Genomic DNA, 17,665 nt, shown 5'->3' on the forward strand with positions numbered 1-17,665 from the left:
GCGATAACTGGAAAAGAGGGGGGAGCGGGGGCGGGTTGCGTGCATCAGGCAGCGGCCTCCGGTTCGGGCGGCGTCGGTTTTACCAGCGTGGCCGGAAACAGCGAAAGACGCAAGCCGACCAGCGCATGCAGCGCCTCGCGCAACAGCCGCGCCGAGGTGGGCGACGTCGCGGTCGGCGCGGCGGCGTTGGCGAGCCCTTGCGAGACGACGCGCGCGAGCGCGGTGTCGATTGACGTCATCAAACTTTCCGGCACTGTGACACGCTTGCGGTCGTTGACGCAGTCTTCGTAGTAAATACGCACTCCATCCAGCACGTTGGCGATCGCGGCCGGCGATTCGCCGCCGAGCTTGCGGGTCAGTCGCCGCAGATCAAGCGCATTGAAGGCAATGCGCAGATCGCGAAAGCTTTCGATCGACGGATGGCGGTGGTCGTCGGTGGCGGCGAGGCGCGGGATCAGCTGCATCAGGCGGTCGAGCATGCGCGCGGCCAGATTGCGCGGATCTTCGATCGGCGACGTCGAGGCCGTGAGCGCCACGTCCGCCCAGCTGGAGCGCAACAGACGCGACGCCGCGAGTTCTGCGCCGAACGGGCGCGTCACACGGGTCCACAGATACGCGTACAGCAACCCGGCCAGGCCCGCGAGATTGCTGTTCATGAACACGAGGAAGTTGGCGTCGTACGCGTCCTGAATGCTGATGAAGGTGGCGGTGTTCACCGCGACCAGCACCGTCGCCATATTGAACTGCGGACGCGGAATCAGCGTGCCGACCAGGATGAACGGCGCGGCGAACAGGATCACCAGCATCGGGAAGTCGTGCACGTGCGGCAGCACCGCAAACAGATAGATACCCGCCGCGACCACGCTGATGCCGGTCGCGAGGAAAAAGCGCATCACCATCGGCGCGGGTTCGTCGAGCGCGGCGAAGAAGCAGACGGCCACGGCGGCCAGGGTCACCGCGCCCGCGCCGTCGTTCCAGCCGGAGCTGATCCAGATGCTGCACGCGAGTATCACCGCCGCCGCCGCCGAGCCGGTCGAGAACAGCATGATGCCGCGATCGTAGAAACGTTCGGTGCCGCCCAGCCGCCAATGACGGAAATGCGGCCGCCACGAACCCTCTTCGCGCGTGATGATGACGCGCAGCGAGCGGCAGTCCTGCCACACGTCGATCACCTGTCTCATGCGCCACAGCGCGTTCGACAGGAGCGCGCCGTCCCAGCTGGTCAGCGCGGCGGCGGGCGGCTTCATCGCCGCGATGCGGGCGCGCAATGCGTTGGCGGTTTCGTCGGCGTGATAGCCCTGACTGGGCGCGGGCAGCGGCTGCCCGAACCACTTGATCACATCGTTGAGCAGCGCTTCGAGACCTTCCGGCCAGGTCTGCCGGCCGCTGTTGTAAAGCGCCACCAGCGGATCGGCCAGCGACGACATGATTGGCAGAAACAGCTGCATGCGCCCGCGCAATTCGTGCGCGCGCCCCACTACGTCGGGTCGCGTGTGGTCGTAGGCGAGCTGGCTCAGCAGCAGCTCCAGACCGTTGATGATGCCCGCCAGCCGTTGCCGCGCACCGGAAATCGCCGAGCCGGCGATCCGGCCGGACAGCGTTTCGGTGGCGTAGAACGCGGCGTCGCGAAACCACGCATCGGTCCGCTCGATGATGGTCGGTGCCAGCCGGCTCGGCAACAGCACACTCCCCACCACGCTCGCGCACACGATGCCGACCAGAATCTCCTCGGTACGGCTGACGGCGAGATCGAACACGCCGGCCGGATTGGTGACCGACGGCAGCGCGATGATCGGCATCGTGTAGCCGGCCAGCATGAACACGTAACTCCGCGCAGTGCGGTCCGACACGGCCAGATACAGCAGCGTGCCGGTCCACAGCGCGACGATCACGCTGAACAGATACGGCGATTCGACAAACGGCGGCACCAGCAACACCGCCGCCGATGCGCCGAGGGCCGTACCCAGCGCCCGGTACAGCGCCTTCGAGCGGGTCGCGCCGACGAACGGATTCGACACGATGTAGACGGTGGCCATCGCCCAATACGGACGCGGCAGTTCGAAATAGAGGCCGATGTAGAGCGCGATCATCGCCGCAGCGAAGGTCTTGACGGAGAACAGCCAGTCGCGAAGGGTGGGATAGACCATAAACCGTTACGCCGGATCGTCGGCGTCTTGCGGCGCCGCTTTGTCTGCGTCGCGTTGATTGTTTCGCGCTTTGGCGGCTCGTGTGATTTTGGCGGGGGCGCTGCGTTCAGTGCGCTCCGTGCGCCGGTCATGCGTCTGACTGCGTGGCTGACGTGGCTCGCGTTCTACGCTGCCCGGATCGGCACGGCCAGTATCGGCACGGCCAGTCTCGGCATGGTCTGCGGTGAACGCCGCCAGCACGCGCAGCGCCGCTTCGAGATCGCTACGCGACACGTCTTTCAAAGCTTGCGCGCGCAACGTGACGAGTTCTTCTTCCATTTTCGCGGTGACGGCGCGGCCTTCGTCGGTCAGCACCACGGTTTTCGCGCGACGGTCTTCGGGATCTTCGTCACGACGCATCAGGCCGGCCGCGCACAGTTGATCGAGCAGACGCACGAGCGACGGCCCCTCGATGCCGACGTGATCGGCCAGCGTAACCTGGCGCACCGCCGAGCCGAGGCGGCTGGCGGTGAGCAGCGGGGTGGCGCACGCTTCTGACACATTGAAAGCCGCCAGCACGCCATGGCTCGTGCGCCGCCATTTTCTGGCAGCGACGACCAGGGTGCTGCTGACAGTCCGGCGCAGGGTATCGAGGTTCGGCATGGCCGGTATTGTATTTCCAAAAGATTCGTTAGCAAGCTATTGAATTGGAAATTTTTGTGTGACGGCGACGGGATGCGGCGGGAACGCAACAACGGCATTCAGATGGACATGACGCCGCACGCATGACAAGCCGGTGGCCGCATGCGTATTGAATTACGCGACTTTGGGGATCGACGGGATTTGGAAGGCAGTGTGACTGCGGAATTTGACAGCGCGACGTGTGTCACGCGCGAAGTGATGAGCAACGCAAAGCTGGGCGCCGTCAATGATGCAACTAACTGTCAGTGACAGGCGCGCCCGCCTTTGCCCGCCAAAAGCCCGCGGCCCAACGCAAATCAGGCCGCCAGCCCCAACCGCACCGTACGCGCCAGATCGTCGAGCTGGAAAGGCTTGCGCAGAATCGTGCAGCGTTTCACTGCCAGGCCTGAAATGTCGACATCGGCGTAACCGGTTGCCAGAATCACCGGCAGATCCTCACGCATCTTGCGCGCCTCGGCGATCACGTCGATGCCATTCATCCCCGGCATCGCGAAGTCGACCATCAGCAGATCCGGCTTGTCGTCTTTCAGGCGGTTCAAGCCCGACTGGCCGTCCGCTGCCTCGGTCACCGTGTAGCCGAGCATTCTCAGCGACTCAACCAGCATCGCCCGCACCTCGCCGTCGTCCTCGACGACCAGCACGCGCTTTTCGCCGACCGCGTTCGCCTCGGCGTCGGACGCCGCTTCGGCTTGCGGCGCGACCGGTTCGCGCAACGGCAGCCAGATTTCGACAGTGGTGCCCGCGCCTTCCTCGCTGAAAAGGCGCGCGGTGCCGCCCGCCTGCCGCGCGATTCCGTAGACCTGGCTCAAACCGAGGCCCGTGCCCTTGCCGATCGGCTTGGTCGTGAAAAACGGGTCGAACACGCGCGACACTACGTCGGGCGGCACCCCCGTACCGGTGTCGGCGACTTCGAGCACGACGTACTGGCCATCCGCAAGTGTCTGATCGGGCGCGGTGCGCTCCTTCACGCGGATGCCGAGCTGACCGCCGCCCGGCATCGCGTCGCGTGCGTTGATCGCCAGATTGAGGATCGCCAGTTCGAGCTGGTTGGCGTCGGCCTGGGTCCACATTTCGTCAGCGTCGAATTCGTTGGCGTAGCGAATGCTCGACCCCAGCGACACCGTGATGATGTCGCGCATGCCTTGCAGCAGCGCCACCACGTTGACCGCTTTCAGATCGAGATTGCTATTGCGCGAGAACGTCAGCAACTGGCCGGTAAGCTTCGCGCCGCGTTCGGTCGCGCGCTTGACGGTGGCGGCCATGCCGCGAATCCGCTCATCGCTGCTGACCCGCGCGATCAACTCCGAGTTGACCATGATCACGTTCAACAGGTTGTTGAAGTCGTGCGCGATGCCGCCGGTGAGCTGCCCAAGCGCTTCCATCTTCTGCGACTGCACCAGCACCGCCTGCACCTTGGCACGCTCGTGAATCTCCATCATCAGACGGTTGTTCGCGGATGCGAGTTCGTGCGTGCGTTCGGCAATGCGGCTTTCGAGCGAATCGTTCAACTGCACCAGCGCCTCTTGCGCCTCGATCCGCTCCGCGAGATGGCGGCGCGACTGGTACTGCCGCGCGCGCGCCCGCAGCGACGACGCCACCGCGCGCCGCAGCGTCTCCGAATTCAGCGGACGTTCGAGCACGACCACGTTGCCGAGCTGTTCGAGCACGTCGAGTCCGCTCGCCGAACGATGCCCGAGCCGCGACGCGGCGAGCAGGATGAACGGAAAATCGGACCATGCCGGCTGCTGCCTGAGCCACGCGAACAGACGCGACGCATGATTGCCCGCAAGCGCTTCCTCGGCGATCAGCGCGGCACCCGCACCGACGTCGAGCGCCTCGGAAAGCGCGTCGGCGTCGCGGCAGGTCACGCAGATCCGCGAGTCCTTTTGCAGCACTTCGGCAATCACATCGGCGTCGCGGCCGAACGGCGCCAGGATGAGGACGCGTTGCTCCATCGCCATTACTGCCGGACCGTTTCGATGACACGCTCCGTCGCGCCGAGCAGCGCAGTGCTGCCGCGATACGAAGGCAGTCCGGACAGCACGCCTTCGAAGTCGCGCAACGCTTCGCCGACCTCCACGCCCCGCACGCCCAGACGGAACTGGCGGATCGAGCGCTCGTGCGCATTGGCGCGGCTTTTCACGGCGGTGACGGCGGTCAGCACTTCGCCGTGGTGTTCGAAGTAGCGGAACAGCACGACCACGTCGCTGAGGTAACTGATGTCGATATCGTTCTGCACTTCGCCGATGATGCCGTGCTGCCCCAGCACGAGCATTGTGATCACGCCTTGCTGGTTCAGATAGCCGAGCAGTTCATGCATCTGCAGCAGCAGGTAGCGCTCGCCGGGCATCGCCTGCAGATAGGCGTTGAGACTGTCGATCGCGACGTAGCGCACGTTGTCTTTCTCAACCGCGGTGCGCACGTTGCTCGCGAACTCGCCCGGCGAAATCTCGGCGGGATCGATCTGGCGCAGCGTCAGCAAGCCGCTTTCGACGTGCGGCGCGAGCTGCATGCCGAGTGTCGAGCAGCGGATCATCAGTGTGGTGAGCGTTTCGTCGAACACGTAGTAAGCGCAGCGTTCGCCGCGTTCGAGCGCGGCGATCAGGCAGGACACCACGGTGGTCGTCTTGCCGACCCCCGACGGGCCGATCATCAGCGCGTTGGTGCCCGGAATCAGGCCGCCGCCAAGCAGCGCATCGAGTCCGTCGGTGCCGGTGCTGACGACTTGCGTGTCGAACTCGGCGTGATGCTCCGCCGCCACCAGGCGTGGATAGACATTGATGCCGCCCGTGTCGAGCGTGAAGTCGTGGTAGCCCTCGCGGAACTTGATGCCGCGCATCTTCGCGATGCGCGCGCGGCGCCGGTTGCCGCCGTAATCGTGGGCGATGTTGTCGAGGCTGATGACACCATGCGCGATGCTGTGCAACTGCACGTCGCCGGGCTCGGACGAGTTGTCGTCGAGCAGCAGGACCGTGCATTCGCGGGTCGCGAAATAGCGCTTGAGCGCGAGAATCTGCCGGCGATACCGCAACGGATTCTGCGACAGCAGCCGCAATTCCGACAGGCTGTCCAGCACGATCCGCGTGGGCTTGAGGTCGTCGACCTGCTTGATCACGTTGCGCACGGTCTCGCCGAGTTCGACCTCGGCCGGATGCAGCACGGTCTGCTCGTACTGCGGATCGAGGCCTTCGTCCGAAAGCAGTTCGAGAATCGTGAAGCGGCTGACGTCCCAGCCATGACTTTCGCCGACCGCGATCAACTCGGAGCGTGTCTCCGACAGCGTGATATAGAGGCCGCGCTGTCCTTCCTCGACACCTTTAAGTAAGAATTGCAACGCGAGGGTAGTTTTGCCGGTGCCGGGCGCCCCTTCCACGAGGTACATGCGACGAGGTGTCAGGCCCCCGCCCAGAATGTTATCGATCCCGTCGATTCCGGAGGAAAGGCGGCCGGGCGTACCAGCGGCAGGTTTGTTTGACATGGCGTAGCGGTCTGCGTCGTATTGGAATGGCGGGCGTTTGCCCGTCCGGTACGGCGAGATTGCAATTTACGTGCCATTCAACTGCGAACGCGCTCCTGAACTAACTGGATAAACCGCGTCGCCGCGCTGTTGTGCAGCGCTTCGGGGTAAGCGAGATGCAGCGGCGCGCTCAACCCGGACGGGTTGGTCAGCGTGCAATACACGGTGCCGAGCTGGTCGTAACGTTGCATCGACGCGGGCACCAGCGTCACGCCCATGCCCGTCGCGACGAGGTTGATACCCGACACCATGCGCGGCACCTCGCGCGCGACTCGCGGGACGAACCCCGCCTGCCGGCACGCGGCGAGGATATCCGCGTACATGCCTGGCGCGCCGGGGCGTCTCACGAGAATGAAGTCTTCGTGCGCGAGCGCCTTCAGCGAAATTTGCGGCGGCTTCCTGCCGTCTTTCCCGCGGCCTTTGAGCAGCGGATGCCCGACCGGCAGCACGACGACCATCGGTTCGTCGAGCAACAGTTCGAACGCGACGCCCTCGCGCACATCGACCGGTTTGCGCAGAAACGCCGCCTGAATCTGGCCCGCCGCGAGGCGCTCGATAATCTCCGCCGCGTTGAGTTCGGCGAGTTCCACCGACACCTCGGGACACACGGCCCGGAACTCGCGGATGACTTCAGTCGTGAACGGATGGAACGCAGCGGAACTGGTCAACCCGATAGAGATCGTGCCGAGTTCGCCGCGCGCGATCCGGCTGGCTTTGTCGACCGAGGCTTGCAGGTTTTGCAGCAGACGTTGCGCGTCGTCCGCGAATGCGTGGCCTGCCGGTGTGAGCGTCACGCCGCGCGGCATGCGGATAAACAGCTCGAAGCCGATCTCTTCTTCCAGCGCGCGGATCTGTTGCGAAAGCGGCGGCTGTTGCATCGACAGCCGTTCGGCGGCGCGCGTGAACTGGCCTTCTTCGGCGACCGTCAAAAAGTAGCGAAGATGCCGCAGTTCCATGGCGTTCCGTCTCCTTGCTGGCAGAGGCCGTCGTCCGTTTCGACACGACTCAATGCCATATCTAATAAATATGGACAGTGCATAAAACAGGTATTTTACATTTACCAGCGGCGCTCCTACGATCTCGTCCATCGCATCGATCCAGCCCTTCCAGGGGGATCGCTGCGACATGCGAAGAACAAAACGAAATGGAGACGACCTCGGTGAAAAAACAATATGCAGCGGCCGCGCTGGCCATGGTGAGTTGCGCAGGCGCGCACGCGCAGTCGTCGGTGACGTTGTACGGCGTAATCGACACCAACCTCGAATTTCTCAACCATGCGGGCGCGGACGGGGGCTCGCTGGTGCGTCAGAATTCCGGCGGCCTGAGCAATTCGCGCTTCGGCTTCCGGGGCGACGAAGATCTCGGCGGCGGCAATCGCGCGTTCTTCATTCTCGAAGGGGGATTCAACGGCAACGACGGCACCAATGCGAGCGCCGGCGTGCTGTTCAACCGGACGGCAGCGGTCGGGTTGGCGAATGCGTACGGCGCGGTGTCGGCGGGTTTGCAGTACACAGCCATGTACGACACGCTGATCAAATACGATCCGATGGTGTTCGGCCAGCAATACACGTGGATGCCGAGCACCGGCCTGTCGGACAGCTTTTCGTTCAAGGCGCGCGTGAACAATTCGGTCAAGTATGTAGGCCACTTCGGCGGATTGACGGCGACCGGCGTCTACAGTTTCGGCGGCTCGGCGGATTCGTTTCAGAGCAGTGCCGCGTATGGCGGCGCGCTCGACTACAACATCGGCAGCTTCGCGGCGGCGCTCGCGTACGACTACCGCAACGGCGCGATCAATTCGAGCAACCTGTGGACCAAATCGCGCAACTGGAGCGCGTCGGCTCGCGAGCAGATCGGCGACGCGACGCTGATGGGCGGCTACGAGCACTATCTGTATAACCCGACTAAAGGCAAGTCTGTGTCGTCGGCATTGTGGTTTGGCGGCGTGCGTTATCTGGTCAAGCCGGAACTGCGCGTGACGCTGGCCGCTTACTACCAGAGCAACAAGGCGGACAACGTGTCGAACGCGCTGATGGGCGTGCTGGGCGCGGACTATATTCTGTCGAAACGAACCGACGTGTACGCGACCGTCGCCTACGCCGCGGCCACCCGTTATGCCGATGGCCAGTACACGCCGGTCGGCGTGACGAGCGACACCGCGTTCGGTCCGGATCAGACCGGCGTGACGCTCGGCATCCGGCATCGTTTCTAACTTTCGTTTCCATAGACGGATTCGGCGACGCGCTGCGTTTAACCCACTGCACGGTGATCAGGAGTCAGGCTGGATGATTATCAATTTCTCTCGATATCTCGCGCGACTGTGCGCGGCTGCGTCGGCGAGCGGCGCGATGCTGCTGTCGTTCGCGCAGCCTGCACTTGCGGTGCATGCGTACGAGCCGCATCTGAAGCCGGTGGCGACGATCGCGGACACGCGCTTCACGCTCGACACACCGCAAGGGCACGCCGAATTTCCGTTGTATCTGTCGAAAGACTGGAGCGTCGCGCAGCCGCAAATAACACGCGCGGTGATCGTGATTCACGGCAAGTTGCGCAATGCGGACGTGTATTTCCGCACCGCGCAGAAGGCCCGCGACGCGGCGCACGCGGACCCCGACGCGACGTTGCTGATCGCGCCGCAATTTCTCGCCACGCTCGATCTGCGCATTCACGACGAGCCCGCCGATCTGCTGCGCTGGAGCGGCAACGGCTGGATGGGCGGCGAAGCGGCGCAAGCGCCTGTGTCGATCAGTTCGTACGACGTGCTCGACGCGATCGTCACGCGTCTCGCCGATCGGAAGCTGTTCCCGAATCTGCGGCACGTCGTGTTCGCCGGACACTCGGGCGGCGCGCAGGTCGTGCAGCGCTACGCGGTCGCCGCACGCAACATCGCCGCGCTGACCGATGAGGGCATCGACGTGCGTTATGTGGTGGCGAGCCCGTCCACGTATGCGTATTTCGATGCGCAGCGGCCCAACGCGCAAGGCGTCGCCGCGCCGTTCGATGCAGCACAGTGCCCCGATTTCAATCAATGGAAATACGGCATGGACCAGCGGCCGCCGTATCTCGACGACCGCTCGCCCGCGCAACTCGAAGCGGCCTACGCCGCGCGCCGGATCGATTATCTGGTCGGCGGCGACGATGACGATCCGCAGCAAAGCGCGCTCGATAAAACCTGTGCCGCCGAGGCGCAGGGGCCGCAGCGCGTCGCGCGTGCCGAAGCGTATTACCGTTATATCCGCGCGCGTCATACGGATCATCTGCAACAGAGTTTTCATATCGTGCCGGGCGTCGGCCACAACGGCGCGCGGATGCTGACGTCGGTCTGCGCACTCGCGGCGATGTTCGATACCCAAGGATGCGAGCCATGAGCGAAGCGACTTTCCATCGACGCGAAGGCGCAAGCTCCGCCAACGATCACACGCCAAACGCTTTGAGTCCGGCGATGGTGCGGCGCGCGATCTTCGCGTCAGTGCTCGGCAACGGGCTCGAGTGGTTCGACTTTCTGATCTACGGCTACTTCGCGAAGATCATCGCGCAGGTGTTCTTTCCCGGCGGCAACGGCTTCGTGTCGATCATGCTGACGCTGGCCACGTTCGCGGTCGGCTTCATCGTGCGGCCGATCGGCGGCATTCTGCTCGGCATTTACGCGGATCGCGCCGGGCGTCGCAAGGCACTGTCGCTGCTGATCATCTCGATGGCCGCCAGCACACTGCTGATGGGCCTCACGCCCGGTTACGCGCACATCGGTATCGCGGCGCCGTTGCTGGTGGTGCTCGCGCGGCTGCTGCAAGGGCTGTCGGTCGGCGGACAGTTCGCGACCGCGTCGGCGATGCTGGTCGAGTACGCCCCGCCGCACAAGAAGATGTTCTATTGCAGCTTCAACATGTCGGCGCAGGCGTTTGCGTTGCTGCTGTCGTCGGGCGTCGGCTACCTGCTGACCACGCAATTGACGCATGAACAACTGGTGTCGTGGGGATGGCGTCTGCCGTTTCTGTTCGGCGCGCTGGCGGGGCCGTTCGGGTTTTATATCCGGCATCGCGTGGCGGAGTCGCCGGAATTCGAGCGCCTGCGCGATAGCAAGGACAAGCCGCCGCGCGTCACCGTCCGGCAGTTTTTCCGCGACAACGGCGATGCGGCGATCTGCGCGATGGGCGTGATCATCGTCGGCGCGGCGACGAATTACGTGTGGCACTCGTATCTGTCGGTGTATGTCGAGCGGCAATTGCATTTGCCGTTATCCACCGCGCTGCTCGGCGCGTTCGTGTCGGGCGTGCTGAATCTGTTCCTGTTCCCGCTGTCGGGCAAGCTTGCCGACCGCTACGGCGCTTACCGTCTGTTCTATCCGATCGTGATTGCGTGGATGGTCTGCGTGTATCCGCTGTATCAGTTCGTCGTGACGAATCCGACGCCGGGGCATCTGTTCATCGCGCAACTCGTTGCCACGGTGTTTCTCGCGGCGATGTCCGGCTCGCATCCCGGCATGCTCGCGACGCTGTTCCCGGTGCGCAGCCGCTCGGCGGGCGTGGCGCTGTCGTACAACATCGCGGTGACGCTGTTCGGCGGCATGGCGCCGCTCACCATCACCGGTCTGACGCGCGTGACCGGCAGCAGTCTCACGCCCGCGTTCTACCTGATTTTTGCCGGCTTCGTTTCGCTCGCGATGGTGTACTTCACGCGCTCGGGACGCGAGCCGCGCGGCACGGCGGCGCGACCCGCCGCTCATTAGCACGGTGGCGCGCGGCGCCGCCTGGCAGATTAACCACGAGCTTATTGCATGACCCAGCCTTTGATTACAGACGACGAGCGCGCGCCCAATGAACGTCCGGTGGCGGTCGTCGCGAACCGGCATCTGACTGTCACGACCGATGCGGGCAGCGGCACCGTGCCGGTGTTCGCGAACGGCGACTGGCTTCTCCCCGCGCGCGGCATCGAACGCGCGGTGATTCTGATTCACGGCCGCCTGCGCAATGCCGATACGTATTTCGACCTCGCACAGCGGGCCTGTGCGCTGGCGGGCGGTAGCGCCGCCGATACGCTGCTGATCGTGCCGCAGTTTCTCGCGACCGCCGATGTGGCCGCGCACGATGTCCCGCCATCCACCTTGCATTGGGAGTGGACCAGCTGGATGGGCGGTGGCGAGGCCGAAGGTCCGGCGCCGCTCAGTTCGTTCGACGTGCTCGACGCCATCGTGCAGACGCTCGCTTCGGACGACCGGTTTGCATCGCTGACCGAGGTCGTGATCGCGGGGCATTCGGGCGGCGCGCAGGTCGTGCATCGCTATGCGGTGGTGGCGCGCGAGCAGGCGTCGCTGGCCGCGCGGGGTGTCGGGCTGCGGTATGTGGTCGCGAATCCGTCGTCGTATGTGTATTTCGATGCAATGCGTCCGACGGCATCCGGCGAGTTCGCTGCGTTCGATGCGGCTCGGTGTCCGTCGTTCAATCGCTGGAAATATGGGCTCGAAGATTTGCCCGCTTACACGCGTGGCGAAGATGGCTCGGCATCCGCCGACGGGCTCGAAGCACGCTATGCGCGCTCCGATGTCACCGTGCTGCTGGGCGGCGCGGATTGCGATCCGCAGCATCCCGCGCTCGACCGCTCATGTGCAGCGATGACCCAGGGCACGAACCGGCTTGAGCGTGGGCTCGCGTACGCGCGGTATATGGCGTTGCGGCATCCGCAAGGATTGGCGACCCACCGGACGTTCGTGATCGATGGCGTCGGGCACGATGCGAACGGGATGTTTGCTTCTGAGCAGGGGCTGGCGGCGGTATTTGGCGTCTGACGGTGTTCGCGACGAGCCTTGGCGATCACGTCGGTCGGGCCAGCATGGGCACAAAGCCTGCTACCGCAGCAGTGACCACGCGGATCGATGTTGATGATCCGCACGCCACCGTCCGAGGAGCGTGTCGACATGACTAAAACCCGAATACTCGCCACTGCGCTTGCCGCTGCATCGCTAGGTGCGCTGTTGCCCTGCAGCGCACAGGCCGACGATGCCCCCAGCCCGTGCGCGTCGCTCAAACGAATCGTGGCGGCGGCGCCGGGCGGCCTGGCTTCAATGACACCCGAGGATGGCAAAGGCATCGCGCAACCCTACGGCGACGATGCCCAATGTGCTGCGAGCCCAGGCAGCTACCAGTGCACGTGGACGCCGCATCACGACGCCGGTTCGAATGCCGCCGCGTTGCAGGCGGTCGCAGCCGACATCGCGTCGTGTCTGCCCGAAGCGACTCACGATCAGAATTCACCGGGACGCCAGCACTTTTATGTCGGCGATAAAGGCAAGCGGACCGGCATCACGCTGACGCCCACGGGTTCGAACAAACTGCGGCTGGTGGTATCGGGTCAGTGACCGGCGGGCTAGTTAATGAGTAGCTGCTGTGTCCCGATAAATTGAAGTTGAACGGCGGCGACAGTCAGCTCGCCGACGGCCGCCATGTCCAGCCGCGCGACGAGCGCCGCAATTCGACCAGCGACAGCGGCGCGATTTCAATCCGCGCAAATATCTCGGGCGATGCCCCCAGCGCATGCACAATCGCGGCCCGCAGCAGCGGGGCATGCGTGACGGCAACGACATGGCGCGGATGGTTCGATGCGTGATCCGCAGTCGTAGGGTTCAACGCGTCGAGCCACGCTCCCACCCGCTTCACGAGCGCAGCGAACGACTCGCCTCCGGGCGGCGCGGCGTCGGGATCGCGTGTCCATGCGGCGAGTTCCTGGGGCGCTTCGTTGGCTATGTCGATGAGCCGCTGGCCACGCCATCTGCCGTAATTTATATCCGCCAGAGCTTCGTCGACCGTTGCGGCCAGTCCCAACGCCGAAGCCGTTTCGCGCGCGCAAACCGCCGGGCTGACGAACGCGGCGGCATCGCCGGAAAAGGCCATACGCGCCCGCACAGCTTCCGTTTCGCCGATGCTACGGGCGTCGAGCGCGTCGTCGTCGATGGGAAAGCGGCCTGCGCGCTGCGCGGCCGTCGACGCGTGGCTGACCAGTAACAGTCGTAGGTCCATTCTTTTCATTTCCGTTCAAACGATGCCGAAACGCGGCGCGGACGGCACGTCCAGGGTCGCGGAGGCCCGAGTTTAGCGCGTAGAATAGCGGGACTGCGAAGCACGGAAGCCGGTGAGAGCCCGGCGCGGTCGCGCCACTGTAATCGGCATCACAAGCCGAAAGCCAGACCTGAGCTTCGCACTATTCCTTTGCAATCGACTTTCGGGGCGCGCTACCCCCAGGAGATGTCACTATGAACGACACCGTTTTCAATTCCGCGACCCAGCCCGTTGCGCAACCCACGCCTATCCCGTTGCGTGAGTTGCTGCCTTGGGTCGTATTCGGCGGCTTGCTGTTATTGCTCGCGATTTACTTCGTTGGTGCAGAAGAAGGTGCCACGTCGCTGGTGCCCGGCATGTACGTGCATGAATTCGTGCACGACGGTCGCCATCTGCTCGGCTTTCCCTGCCACTAACGGAGCCGGACATGGTTGGTAAATTGTTGGTACGCGGGATGCTCGCCGGCATCGCCGCGGGACTGCTCACGTTCGGCTTCGCACGACTGGTAGGCGAGCCGCAGGTCGATCAGGCCATTTCGTTCGAAGAAAAGGCAGACGCCGCCAAAGGCGAAGCGCCCGAGCCTGAACTCGTGAGCCGCGAGACCCAGGCGGGCCTCGGATTGCTGACCGGCGTGGTGACGTTCGGCGCGGCGGTCGGCGGTCTGTTCTCGCTGGTGTTCGCGTATGCGTACGGACGTGTCGGCGTGCTGGGCGTGCGCGCGTTGTCCGCGTGGCTCGCGCTGGCGGCGTTCATTGCGCTGGTGATCGTGCCCAATATCAAGTACCCGGCTAATCCGCCATCGGTAGGCGACCCCGAGACGATCGGGATGCGCACGGGCCTGTTCTTTCTGATGATCGCGATCTCGATCGCCGCGATGGTGTTCTCGCTGAAGGTGCGACGCCGCGCGGTGCTGAAGCTGGGCGCGTGGAACGGCTCGATTGTCGCGGGACTGGTGTTTATCGTGATCATCGCGGCGGTGCAGTTGTCGATGCCGGTCATCAACGAAGTGCCGGCGGCTTTCCCGGCGGTGCTGCTGTGGAAGTTCCGGGTGGCCGCGATCGGCATGCAGGTCATCATGTGGACGACGATCGGGTTGCTGTTCGGCGCGCTGGTCGAGCGCAGCGATTTCGCACGGCTGAATGTGCGTGGCGTGGCGAAGTCGGCTTGAGGCTGGCTTGGCTCTGGGGCGCTTGTCGGTACTACTGGCGCTCCGGTGCTTACGGCGCGACTGTGCAAGCGGTCGCGCCAGGTGCGCAAGGCTCGACTTTGGTTTGCTATCAAGGACTTGACCCGGTTGTGGATAGGTTATCCACAGGCTTGCGAACATTTTCTGTGGACAAGTTCGACGGGTTTCTCCTGTTGGCCGGTCGTTGTTCCTGTATTCGTCTCCGTAGTTGCCGCGAATTGCCGCGATAAGCACGCAGACGCGGCAACTCGCCCTCGTTTCACACCCCTTTTCCTCGCAGCGCCCAGTTGAACACGCGTCGCGCTTTCCCGGCCGGCTGCGTCAACCGGTCGAACAGTTGTGAGACCGCGCCATCCAGTTGAGCCAGCGCCGGTGATTTTGCTGGATCGACCTCGATCCCCACTGCAGCCGACGCACGCTCGTTCGTTGCATCACGCGCCGAACCGCTCGGCTGTCCGTTGTATCGGGCGATCAGCGAGTCCAGTCGCGCCACGATCGATTCGACATGGGCCGCGCTGATATCCGCCGCATTGAGCGCCGCCGCTTCCTCGTTAGACGGCGTCCCGCGCCGCGCCGGATCGCTCAACACCCGCGCCCAATGCAGGCAGCACAGCAGCGAACCCGTGGCTAGTTCGACATCGGGATTCCACGTCACTACACGCTGGGTTTGCAGCGGCTTTAATGCAATCCGAAGATCGTGCCAGCCACGATCCAGCCGACGCATGGCAGCACGCGTTTCAGACGCGCTCACGCTAGCAGCACCACCAGCACCAGCACCAGCACCAGCACCTGCCGCAAGCCGGACCACCTCGCGCAGCGCTCCGAGCACAGCGCCCAACCGAACCTCGACATGACGGGTGGCCGAAAGCGGCATCATCAGAATGGCGACGGCGAACGACACGATGCAGCCCACCAGCACTTCCTCGATCCGCAACTCGACCAGCGGTCCCATGGCGAAACCCAGTTCGCCGTAGACCAACCCCACGAGCACGGTAATGAAGAACACCCCCGGCGCGTAAGCGCTGAGGATGAAGTACGCCCAACCGAACACGCAGAGCACCATCGCTGCCACTAATAGTGTCGGCGAGTCGTGCAGCGGCGCGACCAGCATGACGCTGACCAGCGCGCCAGCCAGCGTGCCGACCAGACGCTGCGCGCCGCGATAGACCGTATCGGCGCGAGATCGCGTACCGAGAAACACGACGAATGTCGTGATGACGGCCCAGAACCAGCGCTCGGGGGAGAGCGAATGGCCGATCAGCATCGCCAGAAACGCCGCAGTCGTGGCGCGTGTGGCAGGCAGCCAGCAGAGTTTGGCGCGCATGTCGGCGAGGCGTCGGGAGAACGGCGAAGCGATCGCGTTGTTGCTGGCCGGCACAAACGAAGCGCGCCGATGCGTCAGTTCCCTGAGCCGCGTCATCGCGTGACGAAGCATGTCGGCCGTGGTCGGGGCGTTGTCCCTGGCGGCGTGGCTCGACGCGAAGGCATGCTGCCCGGCCGCCACTTCGACTTCGACGATCCGCTCGCGAACCGTGTCCGCGTCGGATGGGTTGAGCAACGCGAGCTGCTCCTCCAGCGACAGCGCGGCTTCGTTCAACGCGGAGAGATTGGCGGCGGCTGGCGTATGGAGCACACGCGACGCACGCAGCGTCAGCGTGTGAATGGCGAGCCGGAACGTGGCAGCAGGACGCAGCGGCAAGACCACGCGGCCGATCAGCACGACCATCAACGGGCCGAAGGCGGACAACATCAGCGATTGCGTGAGATGCGCGATCGACGGATGTAGATACAGGCCGAGGTAGAAACACACGACGCCCAGCATCGCGCAACCCAGCGCACGCGGGCCGCAGGCCTGGCAAAGCATGCCGATGAACATCACGAGCAGAAAGCCCGCGTCGGCGGCCAACGGGTAGCGACTCAGCACGGCCGCGACGGCGAAGCACGCGCAAGCGCACAGATAGAGGTAAGCGAGTGTGGCGAACCAGGCGGAGCGCCGGGCGTCGCGCAGGAACAGCGGCGCGACCATCGCGAACAGGACGCCGGGCGCAGCGAGGATGACGGGTTGGCGATGGGCGACGGTCCACGCGATGCTCGCCACGCCAGTCAGCAGGCAGGCAAGCGCGACGCGCAGCGCGGTGTGGAGGCGCACGAGTCCGGGGTCCGCGGCTAGCAGACGGTCGGCGACGCGCGAAAACGCGGCAGCAATCATGATCGATGATGTCCAGGCTAAGTGGCCGCCATCGGCTTTTGGCCGATCGCGGCAGGGCGGATCACGCGGGACCCGCCACCTTTGTATCGCCGGATTGGACCCTCGTGCCGGGATCACCGGCTGAAAGCCCCGTCCGACGACGGGCGATAACCTCGAACAGGCACGCCGGACGCGCTGCAAAGGGTGGGGCAGCACATCAGCGGGTTCGGGTTTTCCCGGATGATAGCTTGTCAAAATTGAGGCGGCGAATATTTGGGGACCGTGGTGCTCTTTGGCTCCTGGTTCGCGGCGCGCGGATTGGTTGCGGACTGCGGTGGACAAATAGCAGTTGCGTGTGGGAGCGGCGGCGATCTCTATACATATAGACGGCGTGAGCGCCCTGAGCTACCTGCCATCGTCCGACCGGACTCGTGACGAGGCTGACGTTCATTCTCGGTCGGCCACGTGTCCATGTCCCGATGCTCGGGATGTCGTTACGGATGTGCTGTCGTTTTAGGCACGCTATAACAGCGCATCTCAAATTGAGTCGGATGACTAACTAATTTGCAATTGGTGCGAAAGTGCCTATTTTTATAGCGCTCGTATTTTTTAGAAAATAATTGCACAAGAGGGTTGACGGGGTTCGGTCCGATCGCCATAATCTCGTTTCTCTGCTGCAGACGCAGCGACGCAGAACGAAGCGGTGCCGGGTGGTTGAAGTGGGCGCAGTTTTGTGAGCGGATCGATCTTTAAAAATTAACAGCCGATAAGTGTGGGCGCTTGATGCGCGATGCGAGTGGATCTTTCGGGGTCTGCTGCAAAGCAAAAGTATCAAGTCTCACACAGTAATGAAAGGAAGGTTTTTCTGTCTTCGGACAGATGAATCATTCGTCAGTA

General features: G+C 64.0%; 14 protein-coding genes and 1 riboswitch. Of the genes, 7 read left to right on the forward strand and 7 right to left on the reverse strand.

Going from position 1 to position 17,665, the window contains the following annotated elements:
- Positions 1 to 44 precede the first annotated feature (44 nt).
- The 5 genes from ABH945_RS22090 to ABH945_RS22110 all read right to left on the reverse strand — a co-directional run bounded on the left by ABH945_RS22090 (position 45) and on the right by ABH945_RS22110 (position 7,301).
- On the reverse strand, positions 45 to 2,147 hold the full coding sequence (locus ABH945_RS22090; RefSeq protein ID WP_074766982.1) for an FUSC family protein: 2,103 nt from the start codon (positions 2,145 to 2,147) through the stop codon (positions 45 to 47).
- A gap of 6 nt (positions 2,148 to 2,153) precedes the next feature.
- Positions 2,154 to 2,789, reverse strand: a complete 636-nt coding sequence (locus ABH945_RS22095; RefSeq protein ID WP_429251898.1) for a MarR family winged helix-turn-helix transcriptional regulator — start codon at positions 2,787 to 2,789, stop codon at positions 2,154 to 2,156.
- 335 nt (positions 2,790 to 3,124) lie between these two features.
- Positions 3,125 to 4,783, reverse strand: coding sequence for an ATP-binding protein (locus ABH945_RS22100; RefSeq protein ID WP_074771003.1), 1,659 nt, complete (start codon positions 4,781 to 4,783; stop codon positions 3,125 to 3,127).
- A gap of 5 nt (positions 4,784 to 4,788) precedes the next feature.
- Positions 4,789 to 6,306, reverse strand: a complete 1,518-nt coding sequence (locus tag ABH945_RS22105; RefSeq protein WP_429251899.1) for an ATPase domain-containing protein — start codon at positions 6,304 to 6,306, stop codon at positions 4,789 to 4,791.
- Between the two features lie 77 nt (positions 6,307 to 6,383).
- Positions 6,384 to 7,301 carry a LysR family transcriptional regulator gene (locus ABH945_RS22110; RefSeq protein ID WP_429251900.1) on the reverse strand — a complete coding sequence of 306 codons (918 nt, stop codon included), beginning with the start codon at positions 7,299 to 7,301 and terminating at the stop codon, positions 6,384 to 6,386.
- Positions 7,302 to 7,504: 203 nt separating this feature from the next.
- On the opposite strand from ABH945_RS22110, the gene ABH945_RS22115 reads away from it, so the two are divergent.
- From ABH945_RS22115 to ABH945_RS22135, 5 genes are all read left to right on the forward strand, one after another.
- Positions 7,505 to 8,557, forward strand: a complete 1,053-nt coding sequence (locus ABH945_RS22115; RefSeq protein WP_074771004.1) for a porin — start codon at positions 7,505 to 7,507, stop codon at positions 8,555 to 8,557.
- A gap of 73 nt (positions 8,558 to 8,630) precedes the next feature.
- Positions 8,631 to 9,713, forward strand: coding sequence for an alpha/beta hydrolase (locus ABH945_RS22120; RefSeq protein WP_429251901.1), 1,083 nt, complete (start codon positions 8,631 to 8,633; stop codon positions 9,711 to 9,713).
- A 74-nt stretch (positions 9,714 to 9,787) separates the two neighbouring features.
- Positions 9,788 to 11,071 (forward strand): MFS transporter, encoded by a 1,284-nt coding sequence (locus tag ABH945_RS22125; RefSeq protein WP_429251934.1) that lies wholly within the window; start codon positions 9,788 to 9,790, stop codon positions 11,069 to 11,071.
- Positions 11,072 to 11,119: 48 nt separating this feature from the next.
- Positions 11,120 to 12,127 carry an alpha/beta hydrolase gene (locus ABH945_RS22130; RefSeq protein WP_429251902.1) on the forward strand — a complete coding sequence of 336 codons (1,008 nt, stop codon included), beginning with the start codon at positions 11,120 to 11,122 and terminating at the stop codon, positions 12,125 to 12,127.
- Positions 12,128 to 12,256: 129 nt separating this feature from the next.
- Positions 12,257 to 12,697, forward strand: a complete 441-nt coding sequence (locus ABH945_RS22135) for a hypothetical protein (protein WP_429251903.1) — start codon at positions 12,257 to 12,259, stop codon at positions 12,695 to 12,697.
- A gap of 64 nt (positions 12,698 to 12,761) precedes the next feature.
- Here ABH945_RS22135 and ABH945_RS22140 read toward each other — a convergent pair whose 3' ends face one another.
- Complete coding sequence (locus tag ABH945_RS22140; RefSeq protein ID WP_074766994.1) at positions 12,762 to 13,355, reverse strand: histidine phosphatase family protein; 594 nt, start codon at positions 13,353 to 13,355, stop codon at positions 12,762 to 12,764.
- A gap of 94 nt (positions 13,356 to 13,449) precedes the next feature.
- A riboswitch (adenosylcobalamin (AdoCbl) riboswitch) is annotated at positions 13,450 to 13,536 on the forward strand.
- A 52-nt stretch (positions 13,537 to 13,588) separates the two neighbouring features.
- On the opposite strand from ABH945_RS22140, the gene ABH945_RS22145 reads away from it, so the two are divergent.
- Together ABH945_RS22145 and ABH945_RS22150 are read left to right on the forward strand one after the other, a co-directional pair.
- On the forward strand, positions 13,589 to 13,810 hold the full coding sequence (locus ABH945_RS22145) for a CbtB domain-containing protein (RefSeq protein WP_074766996.1): 222 nt from the start codon (positions 13,589 to 13,591) through the stop codon (positions 13,808 to 13,810).
- A gap of 11 nt (positions 13,811 to 13,821) precedes the next feature.
- Positions 13,822 to 14,562, forward strand: coding sequence for a CbtA family protein (locus tag ABH945_RS22150; RefSeq protein WP_074766998.1), 741 nt, complete (start codon positions 13,822 to 13,824; stop codon positions 14,560 to 14,562).
- Positions 14,563 to 14,839: 277 nt separating this feature from the next.
- Here the strand turns inward: ABH945_RS22150 and ABH945_RS22155 are convergent, their stop codons facing one another.
- Entirely contained in the window at positions 14,840 to 16,789 is a 1,950-nt protein-coding gene (locus ABH945_RS22155) for an FUSC family protein (protein ID WP_429251904.1), read from the reverse strand.
- Positions 16,790 to 17,665: the final 876 nt, after the last annotated feature.

It is taken from the genome of Paraburkholderia sp. GAS333, from assembly GCF_050435665.1.
GTDB classification, from domain to species: Bacteria; Pseudomonadota; Gammaproteobacteria; order Burkholderiales; family Burkholderiaceae; genus Paraburkholderia; species Paraburkholderia fungorum_A.